13 protein-coding genes and 1 pseudogene are annotated in these 18,357 nt (G+C 68.3%); 3 read left to right on the top strand and 11 right to left on the bottom strand.

Annotated features, from left to right (window positions below; all coding sequences use genetic code 11):
• Positions 1-11: 11 nt before the first annotated feature.
• A complete protein-coding gene (gene antC / locus HMPREF3014_RS12740; RefSeq protein ID WP_023087456.1) occupies positions 12-1,034 on the top strand; it encodes an anthranilate 1,2-dioxygenase electron transfer component AntC in 1,023 nt (340 codons plus the stop codon).
• Positions 1,035-1,039: 5 nt separating this feature from the next.
• Here antC and HMPREF3014_RS12745 read toward each other — a convergent pair whose 3' ends face one another.
• The 8 genes from HMPREF3014_RS12745 to HMPREF3014_RS12780 form a co-directional block, all read right to left on the bottom strand.
• Positions 1,040-1,801: a 1,6-dihydroxycyclohexa-2,4-diene-1-carboxylate dehydrogenase gene (locus HMPREF3014_RS12745; protein WP_003116862.1), complete on the bottom strand. Its 762-nt coding sequence runs from the start codon at positions 1,799-1,801 to the stop codon at positions 1,040-1,042.
• Between the two features lie 25 nt (positions 1,802-1,826).
• Positions 1,827-2,840, bottom strand: a complete 1,014-nt coding sequence (gene benC, locus HMPREF3014_RS12750; protein ID WP_003109537.1) for a benzoate 1,2-dioxygenase electron transfer component BenC — start codon at positions 2,838-2,840, stop codon at positions 1,827-1,829.
• A 33-nt stretch (positions 2,841-2,873) separates the two neighbouring features.
• Complete coding sequence (benB, locus tag HMPREF3014_RS12755) at positions 2,874-3,362, bottom strand: benzoate 1,2-dioxygenase small subunit (protein ID WP_003113314.1); 489 nt, start codon at positions 3,360-3,362, stop codon at positions 2,874-2,876.
• Positions 3,359-4,726, bottom strand: a complete 1,368-nt coding sequence (gene benA, locus HMPREF3014_RS12760; protein ID WP_003113315.1) for a benzoate 1,2-dioxygenase large subunit — start codon at positions 4,724-4,726, stop codon at positions 3,359-3,361. Before benA ends, benB begins: the two co-directional genes overlap by 4 nt.
• 116 nt (positions 4,727-4,842) lie before the next feature.
• A complete protein-coding gene (locus tag HMPREF3014_RS12765; RefSeq protein ID WP_003109534.1) occupies positions 4,843-5,799 on the bottom strand; it encodes an AraC family transcriptional regulator in 957 nt (318 codons plus the stop codon).
• A gap of 206 nt (positions 5,800-6,005) precedes the next feature.
• Positions 6,006-9,161 (bottom strand): efflux RND transporter permease subunit, encoded by a 3,156-nt coding sequence (locus HMPREF3014_RS12770; protein ID WP_010793061.1) that lies wholly within the window; start codon positions 9,159-9,161, stop codon positions 6,006-6,008.
• Positions 9,162-9,183: 22 nt separating this feature from the next.
• The gene (locus HMPREF3014_RS12775; RefSeq protein WP_023087455.1) at positions 9,184-10,638 is read right to left on the bottom strand and encodes an efflux RND transporter periplasmic adaptor subunit; all 1,455 of its coding nucleotides are present in this window, start codon (positions 10,636-10,638) and stop codon (positions 9,184-9,186) included.
• Between the two features lie 52 nt (positions 10,639-10,690).
• Entirely contained in the window at positions 10,691-11,977 is a 1,287-nt protein-coding gene (locus HMPREF3014_RS12780; RefSeq protein WP_023087454.1) for a TolC family protein, read from the bottom strand.
• Positions 11,978-12,489: 512 nt separating this feature from the next.
• Between HMPREF3014_RS12780 and HMPREF3014_RS12785 the strand changes: the two genes are divergently transcribed.
• On the top strand, positions 12,490-13,164 hold the full coding sequence (locus HMPREF3014_RS12785) for a heavy metal response regulator transcription factor (protein WP_003089900.1): 675 nt from the start codon (positions 12,490-12,492) through the stop codon (positions 13,162-13,164).
• Positions 13,161-14,579 carry a sensor histidine kinase gene (locus tag HMPREF3014_RS12790; RefSeq protein ID WP_023087453.1) on the top strand — a complete coding sequence of 473 codons (1,419 nt, stop codon included), beginning with the start codon at positions 13,161-13,163 and terminating at the stop codon, positions 14,577-14,579. The genes HMPREF3014_RS12785 and HMPREF3014_RS12790 overlap by 4 nt, the downstream gene beginning before the upstream one ends.
• A gap of 8 nt (positions 14,580-14,587) precedes the next feature.
• Here the strand turns inward: HMPREF3014_RS12790 and HMPREF3014_RS12795 are convergent, their stop codons facing one another.
• From HMPREF3014_RS12795 to muxC, 3 genes and pseudogenes are all read right to left on the bottom strand, one after another.
• Positions 14,588-14,821, bottom strand: a complete 234-nt coding sequence (locus HMPREF3014_RS12795; protein ID WP_003113319.1) for a hypothetical protein — start codon at positions 14,819-14,821, stop codon at positions 14,588-14,590.
• Positions 14,822-14,954: 133 nt separating this feature from the next.
• Positions 14,955-16,451: a multidrug efflux RND transporter outer membrane subunit OpmB gene (opmB, locus tag HMPREF3014_RS12800; RefSeq protein ID WP_003089909.1), complete on the bottom strand. Its 1,497-nt coding sequence runs from the start codon at positions 16,449-16,451 to the stop codon at positions 14,955-14,957.
• A pseudogene (muxC, locus tag HMPREF3014_RS12805) lies at positions 16,448-18,357 on the bottom strand (multidrug efflux RND transporter permease subunit MuxC); the annotation flags it as partial. The pseudogene muxC and the gene opmB, both read right to left, overlap by 4 nt.

An 18,357-nucleotide genomic window follows, 5' to 3' on the forward strand; every position in this document is an offset into this window, starting at 1 on the left:
GCCCCGTCACGATGAATCACAAAGTCGCCCTCAGCTTCGCCGACGGCAAGACCCTGTTCCTGCCCGTCGGCCACGACGACCTGCTCCTCGACGCCGCCCTGCGCCACGGCATCAACCTGCCGCTGGACTGCCGCGAAGGGGTCTGCGGCACCTGCATGGGCCGCTGCGAGGCGGGCAGCTACAGCCTGGACTACGCCGACGAGGACACCCTCTCCGCCGCCGACCTGGAGCAGCGCAAGGTGCTCGCCTGCCAGACCCGGGTGCGCTCCGACGCGGCCTTCTACTTCGACTTCGCCTCGACCCTCTGCCATGCCGCCGCGGCCCAGGCGCACAGCGGCGTGGTGCGCGAACTGCGCCTGCTCTCCGAGGACACCGCGCTGCTCCGCCTCGACGCCGGCGCCGCGGGCCGCCAGCTGGACTTCCTGCCCGGCCAGTACGCGCGCCTGCAAGTACCCGGCAGCGACTGCCGGCGCGCCTACTCCTTCGCCAACCGGCCGAATCCGCAGAACCACCTGCAGTTCCTTATCCGCCTGCTCCCGGGCGGCGCCATGAGCGACTACCTGCGCCAAGGGTGCAGGGTCGGCGACGAGATCCGCTTCGAGGCGCCGCTGGGCACCTTCTACCTGCGCCAGGTGGAGCGCCCGTTGCTGCTGGTGGCCGGCGGCACCGGCCTGTCGGCGTTCCTCGGCATGCTCGACGAACTGGCCGAGCGCGGTTGCGAGCGGCCGGTGCATCTCTACTACGGGGTACGCCGCGCCGCCGATCTCTGCGAATTGCAACGGATCGCCGGCTACGCCGAGCGGCTTCCCGGCTTCCGCTTCGCCCCGGTGCTCAGCGAGGCGGACGCCGACTGGGATGGCCGGCGCGGCTACCTGCACGAGCATTTCGACGCCGCCCGCTTGCGCGACGAAGCTTTCGACCTCTACCTGTGCGGGCCGCCGCCGATGGTCGAGGCGGTCCGCCAGTGGCTGCGCGAGCGCTCCCTGGAGCATCTGCGGCTGTACCTGGAGAAGTTCACCGAAAGCGGCGACTGAAGCGCTCAGCCGAGGTCGCCGCCAGCTACCGGCAGGGTCACGCCGGTAATGTAGGACGCCTCGTCGGAGGCGAGGAAGAGGATCGCCGCGACCTGTTCGTCGATGCTGCCGTAGCGCTTCATCAGGCTGCTGTCGAGGGTCTGCTCGACGATCTGTCGATACCAGCGCCGCTCCTCCTCGCTCTGCGCCGCGGCGTTGCGCGGAATCCTTCGCGGCGGCGCGTCGGTGCCGCCCGGCGCCACCGCGTTGACGCGGATGCCCTGGTCGGCGGTCTCGAACGCCAGGCAGGCGGTCAGCGCGTTCACCCCGCCCTTGGCGGCGCCATAGGGCACCCGGTTGACCCCGCGGGTGGCAACCGACGAGACGTTGACGATCGCCCCGCTGCCCTGCCCCAGCATCGCCGGCAGCGCCGCTCGGCAACACCACAAGGTGGGCAGCAGCGAACGCCGCAGCTCGGCCTCGATCTCGTCCTCGGCGTAGTGTTGGTAGGGCTTCGCCCAGAGGGTGCCGCCGACGTTGTTGACCAGGATGTCCAGCCGGCCGAAACGCTCCAGGGTCCGCTCCAGTACCCGCTGGCATTCGGCGTAGCGCTCCAGGTCGGCGGTCAGGCACAGGCAGGCGTCGCCGGCCAGTTCGTGGACCAGCTCGGAGCGGTCCACCGCCACCACCCGCGCGCCTTCCTCCAGCAGGCGCCGGACCACGCCCAGGCCGATGCCCTGGGCGGCGCCGCTGACCAGGGCGACCTTGTCGCGGAATCTGTCGTTCATGGGAGTCTCCTTGGCTCGCTCGGGTTCAGGCCGCGCTGGCGGCGAACTTTTCGTAGTAGAAATTCGCCGGGCGCACGCCCTGCTCGCGCAGGTAGCGCTCGACCGCCTCGACCATCGGCGGCGGCCCGCACAGGTAGATGTCGACGTCGCCCTCGTGCAGGTGCTGCGCGGCGATGTGCTCGGTCACGTAGCCCTTGCGCGGATAGTCGCTGTCGGCGCTGGCCACGCAGGCGCTCCAGGTGAAGCCGGGAATCCGTTCGGCGAACGCCTCCAGGCGCTCGAGCCCGACTAGGTCGACGTCGTGGGTCACCCCGTAGACCAGGTGCAGCGGGTGCGCGCTGCCCTGTTCGGCGATCCGTTCGAGCATCGCGGTGAACGGCGCCAGGCCGGTGCCGCCGGCCAGCATCAGCAGTGGCCGGTGAATCTCGCGCAGGTAGAAACTGCCCAGCGGGCCGTCCATCGCCAGGCTGTCGCCGGCCCTGGCCGTGCCACTGAGGAAGCCGCTCATCAGCCCGCCGGGGACGTTGCGGATCAGGAAGCTGACCTCGCCGTCCTTCGCCAGCGAGCTGAAGGAGTAGGCGCGGCGCTGCTCGCTGCCGGGTACCTGGAGGTTGACGTACTGCCCGGGCAGGAACGCCAGGCTGGCCAGCGCCTCGCCGCGCAGCGACAGGCCGATGGTGCTCGGCGACAGTTGCCGGACTTCGCTGATGCGCGCCTCGTAGCGCGCCTGGCCGGTCCTGCACAGGGTCGAGGACGCCGGCACGCGCAGCACGCAGTCGCTTTCGGCGCGCATCTGGCAGGTCAGCACGTAGCCGCGGGCGGCTTCCTCGGCGCTGAGGGCATCGTCGATGTAGTCCTGGCCCAGCGCATAGCGCCCGGCCTCGGCCAGGCACTTGCAGGTGCCGCAGGCGCCGTCGCGGCAGTCCAGGGGGATGTTGATGCCCTGGCGGTAGGCCGCGTCGGCCACGGTCTCGCCGGGCGCGGCATGGATGAAGCGGGTCACCCCGTCTTCGAAGTTGAGTGCGATCCGATGGTTCATGGCATGTCCCTCGACAGCCCGCCGGCGCGGGCGTCAGACGTGGTAGACGTCGATCAGCTGGCGAACGTAGTCGTTCTTCAGGATCACTTTCTTGGCCTTGATCAGCGGACTCTCGCCGCGTACGTCGAGGTCGTAGAAGGTGGTGCCGAAGTAGCTGTCCACGGTCTTGTAGCGATAGCTCAGGGTGTGCCAGTTGCAGCGCACGCGGCAGATGCCGTCGTCCTCGCCGAGCAGTTCGATGTTGCTCAGGTTGTGCGAGGTGCGGGTGTCCGGCAGGGTCGCGCTGGAGCGCTCGGTGCGGATGCGGAATACCCGGTCCTCCAGGCCGCCGCGGTTGCCGTACCAGATCAGCGAGATTTCCCGCTGCGGGTCCTCGGTGAGCTGGTCGCGGTCGTCCCAGGACGGCATCCAGAAACTGGCGTCCGCGGCGTACAACGCCAGCCAGGCGTCCCAATCCTTGTCGTCGAGATAGCGCGCCTCGCGGTAGAGGAAATCGCGCAGGGCGTCGTAGCCCAGGCTCATGACGCCACCTCCCGCAGCGCCACGCGCTGCGTTCGTTCGCGCTCCAGGGCGGCGAGCAGCGCCTCCTGCCAGTAGCGATGCTGCAATACGAACAGCCCTTCGTCCTCGGTGCGCACGCCGCTCAGGCGCGGCCGCAGGTCGATGGCCGCGGCCGCCGCGTCGGCGCCCTCTATCCAGTGTTCGGCGCCGCGCGACAGGTCGTTCCAGCCGACCACGCTGCCCTGGTAGCCCTGCTGGCAGGAACGGAACTCCTCCAGGTCGTCCGGGGTGGCCATGCCGCTGACGTTGAAGAAGTCCTCGTACTGGCGGATGCGCCGGGCGCGCGCCTCGGCGCTCTCGCCTTTCGGCGCGATGCAGTAGATGGTGATTTCCGTACGGTCCACCGACAGCGGCCGGGCGATGCGGATCTGCGAGCTGAACTGGTCCATCAGGTAGACGTTGGGGTACAGGCAGAGGTTGCGCGAGTTCTCGATCATCCAGTCGGCGCGGGCCTCGCCGAAGTCGCGGGCAAGCTCGGCGCGGCGCTCGAAGGCCGGCCGGTCCTCGGGGTTGGCCCAGCGACTCCAGAGCAGCATGTGGCCATGCTCGAACGAGTAGAAGCCGCCGCCCTGCCGGGCCCAGCCCGCGGCGCTCATGGTCCGCAGCGGGTCCGCGGCGTCGCGCTGCTGGCGCTGGCTCTGGGTCGCCGCGTAGTTCCAGTGCACCGAACTGACGTGATAGCCGTCGGCGCCGTTCTCGGCGGTGAGCTTCCAGTTGCCTTCGTAGACATAGCTGGAAGAGCCGCGCAGCACCTCGAGGCCTTCCGGCGACTGGTCGACGATCATGTCGATGATCTTCGCCGACTCGCCCAGGTGCTCGGCCAGCGGCCTGACATCGGGGTTGAGGCTGCCGAACAGGAAGCCACGGTAGGACTCGAAGCGCGCCACCCGGGTCAGGTCGTGCGAGCCCTCGCAGTTGAAGCCCTGCGGGTAACCGGCCTCGGCCGGGTCCTTGACCTTGAGCAGCTTGCCGGAGTTGTTGAAGGTCCAGCCGTGGAACGGACAGGTATAGCTGCTGCGATTGCCGCTCTTGTGCCGGCAGAGCATCGCGCCACGGTGGCTGCAGGCGTTGATGAAGGCGTTGAGCTGGCCGTCGCGGTTGCGCGCGATGACGATCGACTGGCGGCCGATCTGGGTGGTCAGGTAGTCGTTGACTCCGGCAACCTGGCTTTCGTGGGCGAGATAGACCCAGTTGCCCTCGAAGATGTGCTTCATCTCCAGTTCGAACAGGCGTGGATCGGTGAACATCTCCCGCTTGCAGCGGTAGACGCCGCGCTCGGGGTCTTCCTCGAGCAGAGAACGCAAGTAATCGCTACCCAGGGACATGGCCGGGGCCTCCGTTGTTATTGTTCAGGCCCGGTCAGGTTAGGTAGCGCGTGCTGCTGGGGATATCCGTTGCCTGCGGATCGCTGGCCGATTCCTGCACGCCGTGGCGGTCGGCGCTAGGCGCGCCGGCGCAGGGTTTCCGAAGGCAGCTCGCCGAACTGCCGGCGATATTGCTCGGCGAAGCGGCCGAGGTGGGCGAAACCGAAGTCCAGGGCCAGTTCGGTGAGGTTGCGTACCCGGCAGCCGGGGTCTTCCAGGCAGGCGCGGATGCGCTCCAGGCGCAGCCGGCGAATGTATTGCCGAGGGCTCTCGCCAAGCTGGCGCTCGAACAGCGCGTACAGCGAACGGGTGCTCATGTGCGCCTGCTCGGCCAGCGCCGCGACCTCGATCTCGCTCTGCAGATGGCGGCGGATGTAGGCATCGAGGCGGGCGAAGACGACCTGCGCATCGCCGGGGTCCTCGCGGCTGACGTTGGTCTTCAGCAGGGTCAGCAGCTTGCTGCCGAGGATCTGCTCGAAGTGGCTGTCGACCCGCGCCAGCCGCTCGCCGGACTCGGCCTCGCGGCAGACCAGGGCGAGCAGGCCGACGAAGCCTTCCAGCTGGTCCAGGCGATAGCGATGTTCGAGGAAACGCACGCCGCGCGCCGGATGGCTCCAGCGCTGCTCGGCGCAGATCGCTTCGAGCAGCGCGCAGGGCAGCTTGACGATGAATTTCTCGCAGTCCGCCGAATAGGTCAGGTCGACCGGATCGTCCGGGTTGATCAGCAACAGCTCGCCCGGCGCCAGGGCGTGTTCCTGCCCGCCGCCGCGCCACAGGCAGTGGCCGCGCAGGAGGATCTGCAGGTGGAAGATGCTCTCCAGCGCCGGCGAGGTGACCCGTACCGCCGCGCCGTAGCTGATCCGGCACAGGTCGAGGCTGGCGAAGGTGCGGTGGTCGAGGCTGGCTTGCGGCCTGCCGGCGGCCGGCAGGCGTATGCAGTGCGTACCGACGTGCCGGTTGACATAGCCGGACACCGCATAGGGGTCGGCACGTTCGAACACCCGGCTGCGCTCGCTGAGCAAGGAGGCATTCATGGGCAGGACACTCAGGCTGCTATCGTTGTTGTTATCGCCGCGCGGCACCAAGCGCCGGGCGCGGAACGTCCACCCACACTACGCAAGCCCTCCGCCGGCGACAATCCGGGCCGGCAATCGCGTGCGGTAATCGAACGGAATCCGTCCAACGGCCAACGAAAAAGGGCCGCCAGGGTTTCCCCTGCCGGCCCGCTTGCGCGCCCGCTTCAGCCGGCCGCCGGCGTCTCCTCGCGCGGTCCGGCGTCGCGCCCGTGGGTCCAGCGATAGAGCACCGGCAGCACCAGCAGGGTCAGCATGGTCGAGGACAGGATGCCGCCGATCACCACCGTCGCCAGCGGCCGCTGCACCTCGGCGCCGGTGCCGGTGGCCAGGGCCATCGGCACGAAACCGAGGGACGCCACCAGGGCGGTCATCAGCACCGGACGCAGGCGGGTGATGGCGCCCTCCCACACCGCCTGGTCGAGGCTGCGTCCTTCCTGCAACAGGTTGCGGATGAAGGAGATCATCACCAGGCCGTTGAGCACCGCCACCCCGGACAGGGCGATGAAACCCACCGCCGCCGAGATCGACAGCGGTATCCCGCGCAGCCACAGGGCCAGCACCCCGCCGGTGAGGGCGAAGGGGATGCCGGTGAACACCAGCAGGCCGTCCTTGACGTTGTTGAACATGGCGAAGAGCAAGGTGAACACCAGCAGCAGCGCCACCGGCACCACTACCTGCAAGCGCTTGGCGGCGGACTGCAACTGTTCGAACTGGCCGCCCCAGGTGGTCCAGTAGCCGGCCGGGATCTTCACCCCGTCCTGCAGCTTCTGTTGCGCTTCCAGCACGAACGAGCCGATGTCGCGGCCGCGCACGTTGGCGCTGACCACGATGCGCCGCTTGCCGTTCTCCCGGCTGATCTGGTTCGGTCCCGGCGAGAGGACGAGGCGCGCCACGTCCGACAGCGGGATGAAGTCGATCCGCGCCAGGTTGTTCGGCGGCAGCGGGATCAGCAGGTTGGACAGTGCCGGCAGGTCGGCGCGCAGGGTTTCCGGCAGGCGGATGACGATGTCGAAGCGGCGGTCGCCCTCGAACAGGGTACCGGCGTTGCGTCCGCCGAGGGCGGTGGCCACGGTGTCCTGGATGTCGCCGACATTGAGGCCGAAGCGTGCCGCCTTGTCGCGGTCGATGTCCACCGTCAGCACCGGCAGGCCGGTGGTCTGCTCGACCTTCACCTCGGAGGCGCCGTCGATGCCTTGCAGCACCTTGGAGATCTTCTCCGCGGTGTCGTTGAGCACCTGCATGTCGTCGCCGAAGACCTTCACCGCGACGTCGCTGCGCACCCCGGAGATCAGTTCGTTGAAGCGCAACTGGATCGGCTGGGAGAACTCGTAGACGCTGCCCGGCACCTCAAGGGCCGCGGCCTGCAATTCTTCCAGCAGCGCCTCCCGCGACTTCTTCGGGTCCGGCCACTGGCTCTGCGGCTTGAGCATCACGTAGCTGTCGGAGGCGTTCGGCGGCATCAGGTCGGAGGCGATCTCGGCGGTCCCGGTGCGGGCGAAGACCCGCTCGATCTCCGGGAACTTGCCCATCAGCTTCCTCTCCAGGGTCTGCTGCATCTCGACCGACTGGGTCAGGCTGGTGCCCGGCACCCGCAGGCCCTGCATGGCGAAGTCGCCCTCGCTGAGGCTGGGAATGAACTCGCTGCCCATCCGCGAGGCCACCAGCCCGGTGAGCAGGATCGCGCCGAGGGCGCCGCCGACCACCAGCGCGCGGTGCCCGAGCACCCAGCGCAGCGCCGGTTCGTAGGCCAGACGCGCGCGGCGCATGACGAAGTTCTCCTCCTCCTTGACCTTGCCGGTGATGAACAGCGCGATCGCCGCCGGGACGAAGGTCACCGAGAGGATCATCGCGCCGAGCAGCGCGGTGACCACGGTGAACGCCATCGGGTGGAACATCTTCCCCTCGACCCCGGTGAGGGCGAAGATCGGCAGGTACACCACCATGATGATGATCTGGCCGAAGACCAGCGCCCGGCGCGCCTCCCTGGACGCGGCGAAGACCTCGTGGAAACGTTCCGCGCGGGTCAGCTGGCGGCCGTGGTGGGCCTGGGCGTGGGCCAGGCGGCGGATGGCGTTCTCGACGATCACCACGGCGCCGTCGACGATGATGCCGAAGTCCAGCGCGCCGAGGCTCATCAGGTTGGCGCTGACCCTGTTGCCGACCATCCCGGTGAAGGTGAACAGCATCGACAGCGGGATGATGGTGGCGGTGATCAACGCCGCGCGGATGTTGCCGAGGAACAGGAAGAGCACCGCGATCACCAGCGCCGCGCCTTCCACCAGGTTCTTCTTCACCGTGGCCACGGCCTTGTCCACCAGGGTGGTGCGGTCGTAGACGGTGATCGCCTTGACCCCCTTGGGCAGGGTCCGGTTGATCTCCTCCAGGCGCTGGCCGACCGCCTGGGCCACTTCCCGGCTGTTCTCGCCGATCAGCATGAACACCGTGCCGAGCACCACTTCGCGGCCGTTCTCGGTGGCCGCGCCGGTGCGCAGCTCCTTGCCCAGGCCGACCTCGGCGACGTCGCGGATACGGATCGGCACGCCGTCGACGTTGGAAACGATGATCCCGCGGATATCGTCCATGTCCTTGACCTGGCCCGGCGCGCGGATCAGCAACTGCTCGCCGCGCCGCTCGATGTAGCCGGCGCCGACGTTCTCGTTGTTGCGCAGCACGGCGTTCTGCAGGTCGCCGAGGGTCAGCTTGTAGGCCGCGAGCTTCTTCGGATCCGGGGCGATGAGGAATTGCTTGGCGTAGCCGCCGATGGTGTTGATCTCGGCCACGCCCTTCACGTTGCGCAACTGCGGACGGATGATCCAGTCCTGGATGGTGCGCAGGTCAGTGGGGGTGTAGGCGCTGCCGTCCTCCTTGGTCGCGCCCTCCTCGGCCTCAACCGTCCACAGGTAGATCTCGCCGAGACCGGTGGAGATCGGCCCGAGGGTCGGCGAGATGTCTTCCGGCAGTTGCTCGCGCGCCGTGCTCAGGCGTTCGTTGACCTGCTGGCGGGCGAAGTAGATATCGGTGCCCTCCTCGAAGATCACCGTCACCTGGGAAATCCCCGGCCGCGACAGCGAACGGGTTTCCTGCAAACCCGGCAGGCCGGCCATGACGGTCTCCACCGGGTAGGTGATCCGCTGCTCCACTTCCAGCGGCGAGTAGCCGGGGGCGGCGGTATTGATCTGCACCTGGACGTTGGTGATGTCCGGGACCGCGTCGATGGACAGCTTCTGGTAGCTGCCGATGCCGACCCCGGCCATCCCCAGCACCGCCAGCAGGACCAGCCAGCGTTGCTCGATGGCGAATTGGATGATGCGTTCGAACATGCGAAGACTCCTGGAGCGGGACTCAGTGACCGTGTTCCGCCGAGCCCTTGCCCAGTTCGGATTTGAGGATGAAGCTGCCGCTGGCGGCGACCTGGCTGCCGGCGCGCAGGCCCTCGAGGACCTCGACGCGCTGGCCGTCGCTGATGCCCAGCTTGACCGGCTGGACCACGAAGCCATCGGCCACGCGGACGAACACCACGTCCTCGCCGTCGACGTTCTGCACCGCGCCGTCGGCGACCGTCAGGACTTCCTTGCGGGTCGCCTCGGCCACCTGCACGGAAACGAACAGGCCCGGGCGCCAGGTGCTCTCGGGGTTGCTCAGGGTGACCCGGGCGGTGGCCGCGCGGGTCTGCTCGCCGAGCAGGTCGCCGATGTAGGACACGGTGCCCTCCACCTCGCTATTCAGCGCCTGGGCGAGCACCTTGACCTTGCTGCCGACGCGGACCTGGCCGAGCAGTTGCGCGGGCACGTTGAAGGTGGCCCAGACCGAGGACAGGTCGGACAGGGTGAAGACGTTGGCGGTGCCGTCCACCGGCTCGCCCTGGGTCAGGTGCTTTTCCACCAGCACCCCGGCGAACGGCGCGCGCAGCTCGTAGCGGTTGCCGCCCTGCAGGCTGGGATTGCCGCCGAGCGCGGCGATCTTCGCCCGCGCGTTGTTCAGCGCGATCTCGGCTTCCTGCAAACCCTGGCGGGCGAGCAGGAATTCCTGCTCGGCGGAAATGCCCTCCTTCCACAGCTGCTGCTCGCGCTTGTAGGTGCTCTGCGCCAGGCTCAGGCGGCGCTGGGCGGCGGCGAATTCGCTGCGCTGGTCGGACAACTGCGGGCTGCTGATCACCGCCAGCAGCTCGCCCTGCTTCACCGCCTGGCCAAGATTGGCCGGCACGCTGTCGACGATCCCCGGCAGGCGCGGGACGATATGCGCGGTGCGGTCCTCGTTGAAGCGGATCTCGCCGGGCAGCGAGACCACCTGGGCCAGGCTGATCGTCCGCGCCGTATCGAGGGTGATGCCGGCGGCCTCGATCTGCTCGGCATCCAGCTCCAGCTTGCCCTCCTCGCGGGTGAAGGCGAAGTCGTAGCCCTGCTTGCCGGCCATCAGCTTGAGGCGCGCGGTGAAGGCATGCGGCTCGGCGATCCCGGCATTGGCCACCAGGCCATCGCCGCTGGCCTTGAACAGCAGGTCCTCGACCTCGCCGGTGGCACGCTCGACGTCGGCGCCGAGGACCACCTCCTGCGGCGCCAGCGCCTTGCCGCCGCGCTCGACCCAGGCCTTGAGCGGGCTGCCGTCCTCCGGCACCAGCAGTTCCAGGGTCAGGTCGCCCTGGCGCAACAACATGCCGCCGCGCGGTCCGCTGCCCTCGCCCTCGGCGGCCGCTTCGCCGGCGCCGGCCGGCGCCTTCCCGCCCAGCTCCAGGTAGGCGCCGCCGCCCAGGCCGAGCAGTGCCAGTGCGGTCACCGCGATAATCGTCTTCTTGCCCATTCTGTTCTCCCGAACCGTTCGGGGGGCGCGCCGGCGGCCCGCCCCGGAAATCTCACTGGCCGAGGTGGCCGATGTCTTCGCCGAGCAGGCGCTCCATGCTCACCCGCGCCTGTGCCGCGGCGTCCAGCGCGCGCACGTACTGGGCACGGACGCCGACCAGGGTGCGCTGGGCATCGAGCACGTCGAGGAAGTTGAACTTGCCCATCTCGAAGCCGCGGGTCATCGAGTCCAGCGCGCTCTGTGCGCCGGGCAGCAGGTCGCGACGGACCAGCGCCAGCTCCTGTTCCGAGGTGCGCAACTGGTCGTAGGCCTGTACCGCTTCGCTGCGCAGGCGCAGCAGGGTCGCGCGCTGCAGGTCGCGGGCCTGGTCGGCGCGGCTCTGGGCGGCGTAGATGTTGCCCTGGTTGCGGTCGAACAGCGGCAGCGGCATCGACAGGCCGATCAGGTTGACCCGTTCGCCACGTCCGTCGCGGGCGGTCTGGTCGTACTTGCTGCCGATGCTGACCGTCAGGTTGGGGATGCGCTGGCGCTTCTCCAGGTCGACCTGGGCCTCGCCGCGCGCTACCTCCTGGGCCGCCAGGCGCAGGGTCGGCGACTCGTCGAGATGGCGCAGCAAGGCGCCACGGGTGATGCTCGCCGGCACCGCGTCGAGCGCGCCGCCGACCCTGGCGAAGCCTGGCTGCGGCTCGTCCCAGGTGCTCGACAGCTGCACATAGGTGCGCTGCTGCTCCAGCTCCGCCTGGCTCAGGTCGAGCTGGGCGTTGTCCGCCAGGACCTGGGCGCGAACCCGTTCCACCGAGGAGATGCTGCCGGCCTTGACCCGTCGGTCGGCGGCCTGCAGCGCGCGCCTGGCCAGGTCCAGGGAGGTCTTCGCCAGGCGCACCCGCTCCTGCGCGGTCAGCGCCGCGTAGTAGGCGCCGCGGACCTGGGCGCGCAGTTCGGCGCGACGGACTTCCAGTTGGGTCCAGGCGATCTCGCTGCCGCGTTTCGCCACCTCCACCCGCGCACCGCGCTTGCCGCCCAGCTCCAGCGGCTGGGCGATGCTGACGCTGGTCTGGCGATTGCCCTGGCGGGTGTCCTCGACGCTCCAGGACAGATCCGGGTTGGGGATCAGCCCGGCCTGCTGCCGCGCGCCGCTGGCGATCTCGGTCTCGCGCCCCACCGCCGCCAGCTCGGGGCTGCTCCGCAGGGCCCGCTCCAACGCCTGCTCGAGGCTGATCGAAGTACCGTTGAAACTCACCGGCGCCTCGTTCGCCAGGGCCGGCAGGCCCAGGCAGAGTCCCATCAGTAGCCAGCAGGCGCGTTTCCCCGCGCTGGCCAGTGGCCGAAGTATCGGCATGTTCCGCTCCTCGTCTGCTGATCGTCGTCGGCGACGGCGATCCATTACCGGCCCGGAACCACGCAACCGTTCATCGGCGATATCTCGCCGGCGATATTCGAAGTTGCACTTCCGGGATGCGGCAGATGTTAGGTAGCGGGGCTTATCGGCAAGGTGACGGAAGAATTACAAGTCGGTAATGAATATTCTCCACGGACAATTAGCGGTTACACTTCGGCAACCTTCGAAGAGACTGGCAATAGTTGGATGAAACATAGGGACAAAAGCAACATGCGCTTACAAAAGGCATTGCCCCTCACGCCCAGCGGTGCTTGCGCCGCGGACATTTCCAAAGTTCTCAGGCGGACTCCCGGGAGAACTACCCGGTCATTCGATAATTATCATCGAAGCAGCGCAACGATATGAAATTACATTTCCAGGATTCTATCCAGGCAACGCCCGCAATGTAACTTTATAGCAATGCACTTAAACATTTACTTGCAAATGAATCCATACTTTATATAGGGGCGAACATGCGCATCCTTATTATCGAAGATGAAGTCAAGACTGCCGACTACCTGCACCAGGGCCTGACCGAAAGCGGCTACATCGTCGACCGCGCCAACGATGGCATCGACGGCCTGCACATGGCCTTGCAACACCCTTACGAACTGGTGATCCTCGACGTCAACCTGCCCGGCATCGACGGCTGGGACCTGCTCCGCCGCCTGCGCGAACGCAGCAGCGCGCGGGTGATGATGCTCACCGGGCATGGCAGGCTGACCGACAAGGTGCGCGGCCTCGATCTCGGCGCCGACGACTTCATGGTCAAGCCGTTCCAGTTCCCCGAACTGCTGGCGCGGGTCCGCTCGCTGCTGCGCCGCCACGACCAGGCACCGATGCAGGACGTCCTGCGGGTCGCCGACCTGGAGCTGGACGCCAGCCGCCACAGGGCCTTCCGCGGCCGGGTGCGGATCAACCTGACGACCAAGGAGTTCGCCCTGCTGCACCTGCTGATGCGGCGCAACGGCGACGTCATCACCCGGACGCAGATCATCTCGCTGATCTGGGACATGAACTTCGACAACGACTCCAACGTGGTGGAAGTCGCCATCTGCCGCCTGCGGGCGAAGATCGACGACGGCTTCGACCTCAAGCTGATCCATACCATTCGCGGCGTCGGCTACGTCCTGGAAGCGCGCCGATGACGCCACCAGGCCGACTGTCGCTGCGCCTGGCCCTGCTGGTCGGCGCCCTCGGCGCGCTGCTGGCCCTGGCGCTCGGCGCAATGGCGCACTGGAACCTCAGCCGCGAGCTGGAAGCCCGCGAGCGGGAAAACCTGCAATTGAAGCTGGAGCAGATCCGCCACAGCCTGGAAGACGATCTCGACCTGCGCAGCGACCCGGCCGTACAGGCGCATGCCCTGCAGGACCAACTGGTGGCGCACAGCGGCCTGCACCTGAGCATTCTCGACAGCCGCAGCGGCCAGCCGCTGATGAGCTTCGGCGACCAGGCCGCGGCCAGCGTCGCGGCCAACCGCGCGCTTCTCGCCCGCTTGCAGGCGGACGCCCGCCAGCCGGTGTTCCAGAGCTGGAGCACCGGCAACGACCAGCGCCTGCTGAGCATCGGCGCTTCCATGCGCATGAAGAACGGCACCCCGGTACAGGTGTTGCTGAGCAGCGAGCGCAACGCCGACGAGCGCCTGCTCGACGGTTTCCTCCGCGCCACCCTGCTGGCCCTGCCCTTCCTCCTGCCATTGATCGCCCTGGCCGCCTGGTGGGTGGTGCGTGCCGGCCTCGAACCGTTGAACCGCTTCCGCCGGGTGGCCGCCCAGGTCAGCCCGCAGGATCTCTCCTACCGCATCCCCGAGCAGAACCTGCCGCGCGAGCTGGACAGCCTGGCCCGCAGCTTCAACCACATGCTCGGCCGCCTCGAGGATGGCGTACGCCAGCTCTCGCAGTTCTCCGACGACCTGGCCCACGAACTGCGCGCGCCGATCTGCAACCTGCTGGTGCGCAACCAGGTGCTGCTCAGCCAGCATCGCGACGGCGCGGCATACCGCGAAGCCCTGGAGTCCAATGCCGAGGAACTGGAGCGGCTGTCGCGGATCGTCACCGACATGCTGTTCCTGGTGCAGGTGGACAACCCGGCGATCCAGGCCCAGTTCGGCTGCGTCGCCCTGCACGAGCAGGCGGCCAAGGTCATCGACCTGTACGAGATGGTCGCCGAGGACAAGGGCGTCGAACTGCGCCTGTCCGGCAACGGCTTCGCCCACGGCGACAACCTGATGATCCAGCGCGCCATTTCCAACCTGGTGTCCAACGCCGTGCGCCACACCCCGCAAGGCGGGCGCATCGACGTGCGGATCGGGGAACGCGCGGGGCACACCGAGGTGAGGGTCAGCAACGACGGTCCGGGCATCCCGCCGGAGTACCTGCCGCACCTGTTCGAGCGCTTCTACCGCCGCGCCGGACGCCAGACTGGAGCCCAGGCCGGCACCGGCCTGGGACTGGCCATCGTGCAATCGATCATGGCCTACCACGGCGGCCGCGCCGAAGCGGAAAGCGTACCGCAGCAGAAGACCCACCTGCGCCTGCTGTTCCCTTCGACGGGCGCTGCCTGACGCCGGTTTCAGCAACCGGCGCGGCGCCGCCACAGCCGGTACTCGCCGCAGAAACCGGCGAGGAACAGCGCCAGGCCGAGCGCCAGCAGGGTCCAGGGCGTCCGCAGCGGGGCGCGCTGGAGCGGCGGTTCACCGTGCAGCAGGACGAAGCATTGCAGCAGCGCCCAGAACATCGCGGCGACGCCGCCAAGCATGGCCAGGCGGCACAACCAGCCGAGCCAGTAGCCTCGGCGCGAGGGCATTTCCGGAAACTTCCCCGACACGTATTCACCTCCACATCCGCCGCCGCACTCTAGCCGAGACGCGGACGGCGGTGTGTCATGCAAGCGCAATAGCGGGGAAAGGCATTCGTCAGGAACAGGCAGCGAGAAGAACTCAGGGCGAAGGCGGCAGGCCCTCTTCGACCCGGCCGAGCCGCTCGTCGGTCCGCTCGATGTCGGCGCTGTCCCAGCCGCCGCCCATTGCCGCGATCAACTGGACGCTGGCGGTCAGGCGGCTGCCAAGCAGGGTCAGCACGGTGCGTTCGTTGCTCAGCGCGGTGGCCTGGTTGGTGACCACGTCGGTGTAGTCGACGGTGCCGGCCTTGTACTGGTTCTCGGCCAGGCGCAGTGCCTCGCGGGCCGACTCCAGGGCTTCGCGCTGCACCCCGCTCTCCTCGTCGAGGACGCTCAATTGCACCAGGTAGTCCTCCACCTCGCGGAAACCGTCGAGCACGGTCTGCCGGTAGGTCGCCACGGTCTGGTCGTAGGTCGCCTCGGCCTGGTCCACCTGGGAGCCGATCAGGCCGCCGTCGAACAGGGTCATGGCGAACTGCGGGCCGATCGACCAGAAGCGGTTCGGCGTGCTGATCCAGTTGCTCAGGCTGCCGCTGCGGTAGCCGCCGGCGGCGCTCAGGGTGAGGTCGGGGAAATAGGCGGCCTTGGCCACGCCGATCTGGGCGTTGGCGGAAATCACCTTGCGTTCCGCCGAGGCGATGTCCGGCCGCCGCTCGAGCAATTGCGACGGCACCACTGCCGGCAGGTCCGGCAGCTTCGGCACGCTCGCCACCGGCGGCAGGTTGAATTGCGCCGGCGGCAGGCCGACCAGCACGGCGATGGCGTGCTCCAGCTGGGCACGCTGGTACTTCAGGTCGATGGCCTGGGCCTGGGTGCTTTTCAGCTGGGTGCGGGCCTGGGCCACGTCGGCCCTGGTGACGATGCCGGCGCGGTATTTGTTCTCGGCCACCTTCAGCGAACGCTCGTAGGCCGTCACCGTGTCGTTGAGCAGGCGGATCTGTTCGTCCATCACCCGCAGTTGCAGGTAGTTCTGCGCCAGTTGCGACTGCTGGCTGAGGCGCACCGCGGCGAGGTCGGCGGCGCTGGCATGCAGGCTCGCCTGGTTGGCCTCCAGTTGCCGGCGCAGCTTGCCCCAGAGGTCGACCTCCCAGCTGACACTGAGGTTGGTCGAGTAGCTGGTGCTGATCGCGCCAGAGCCGCCGCTGCTCACCGTCGAGCCTCCCGGCAGCAACACGGTGCTGTCGCCGCCGCCCTGGCCGCTGCGGGTCTTGCCCACGTTGCCGGTGATCGACGGGAAGAACGCCGCCCGCGCGCCGCGCACCAGCGCCTCGGCCTGGCGGAACTGCGCCACCGACTGGGCCAGGGTCTGGTTGGAACGTTCCAGGTGCATCTGCAGGTCGTTCAGGGTCTGGTCGCCGTACAGCTCCCACCAGGCGCCGCGCTGGAACACGTCGCGCGGCTCGGCGCGGCGCCAGCCTTCGGCTTCCTTGAATTCGGCGGGCACCGCCAGGTCCGGTCGCTGGTAGTCGGGGCCGATGGCGCAGCCGCCGAGGGCGGCGACCAGGGCCAGGGCGAGCAACGAGGGGGTGTGTTTCATAGGGGTGTCTCCAGCGCACCGTCCGTGCGTACGCCGCGTTTCTGGTTGACCCAGTGGCGCAGGCGGTCGAGATAGAGGTAGACCACCGGGGTGGTGTACAGGGTCAGCAACTGGCTGCCGATCAGCCCGCCGACGATGGTGATGCCCAGCGGCCGGCGCAGCGCGGCGTCGCCGCCGATGCCGAAGATCAGCGGCAAGGCGCCGAGCAAGGCGGCCAGGGTGGTCATCATGATCGGCCGGAAGCGCATCATGCAGGCCTCGAGGATCGCCTCGCGCGGGCTCAGGCCGTGGTTGCGCTCGGCCTCCAGGGCGAAGTCGATCATCATGATCGCGTTCTTCTTGACGATGCCGATCAGCAGGATGATGCCGATCAGCGCGATCAGGCTCAGCTCGCTGCGGCAGAGGATCAGCGCGAGCAGCGCGCCGACCCCGGCCGAAGGCAGGGTCGAGAGGATGGTCAGCGGGTGCACGTAGCTCTCGTAGAGGATGCCGAGGACGATGTACACCGCCAGCAGCGCCAGGAGGATCAGCCAGGGCATCTGGTTCTGCGTGTCCTGCACCGCGCCGGCGTTGCCCTCGAAGCTGGTCTGCACGTCCACCGGGATGTGCAGCGGCTCCAGGGCCTGCATGATGGCCTCGCGGGTCGGGCCGATCTGCGCGCCCGGTGCCAGGTTGAAGGACAGCGTGGTGGCGGCGAACTGGCCCTGATGGTTGACCTCCAGCGGTGCCCGGCTCGGTTCGTAGTGGCTGAACGCGGACAGCGGCACGCGCTGGCCGTCGTTGCCGATCACCTGGACCTGGCGGAGGATCTCCGGGCTCTGCTGGTACTGCTGGTCGACCTCCATCACCACCCGGTACTGGTTCAGCGGGTTGAAGATGGTCGACACCTGGCGCTGGCCGAAAGAGTCGTTGAGCACCGCGTCGACCATTTCCACGTTGATCCCCAGGGTCGCCGCGCGGTCGCGGTCGATCACCAGGCGGGTCTGCACGCCCTTGTCCTGGGAGTCGCTGTTGACGTCCACCAGCTGCGGCAGCTTGCGCATCGCCGCCTCGACCTTCGGCGCCCATTCGCGGAGCAGGGTCAGGTCGTCGCTGCGCAGGGTGAATTCGTACTGCGCGTTGCTGTCGCGGCCGCCCAGGCGCACGTCCTGGCCGGCGTTGAGATAGAGCGCCGCGCCGGGCACCTTGGCGATCCGCTCGCGCAGCCGGGTGAGGACCTTCTCCACCGGGTCGCGCTCGCCGATCGGCTTGAGAGTGACGAAGAACGAACCGGTGTTGCTCGACTGCCAACGGCCGCCACCGATGAAGCCGACTACGTTTTCCACCGCCGGATCGGAAGAGAGGATCTTGCGGTACTCGCCCATCTTCGCGCTCAGGGACTGGAACGAGATGCTCTGGTCGGCCACCGCGTAGCCGCGCAGGCGCCCGGAGTCCTGCTGCGGGAGGAAGCCCTTGGGCACCACCACGAACAACCAGAGGTTCATGGCGATGCAGGCCAGCATGATCACCACCATCAGCCGCGAGTGCTCCAGCGCCCAGCCCAGGCTGGCGCGGTAGCGCAGCATGAAGGCGGCGAAGAAGCGATCGCTGCGCCGCGCCAGGGAAGCGCCTTCGGGCCGTTTCAGCGGACGCAGCAGACGCGCGCAGAGCATCGGCGTGAGGGTCAGGGATACCACCAGGGACACCAGGATCGCCGCCGAGAGAGTCACCGCGAACTCGCGGAACAGCCGTCCGGTGAGGCCGCCCATGAGCAGCAGCGGGATGAACACCGCGACCAGCGAGAGCGTCATCGACAGCACGGTGAAACCGACCTGGCGGGCGCCGGTGATCGCCGCCTGGATCGGCGGATCGCCCTCCTCGATGCGTCGGGCGATGTTCTCCACCACCACGATGGCGTCGTCCACCA

Source organism: Pseudomonas sp. HMSC065H01 (assembly GCF_001815235.1).
Lineage (GTDB): Bacteria > Pseudomonadota > Gammaproteobacteria > Pseudomonadales > Pseudomonadaceae > Pseudomonas > Pseudomonas aeruginosa.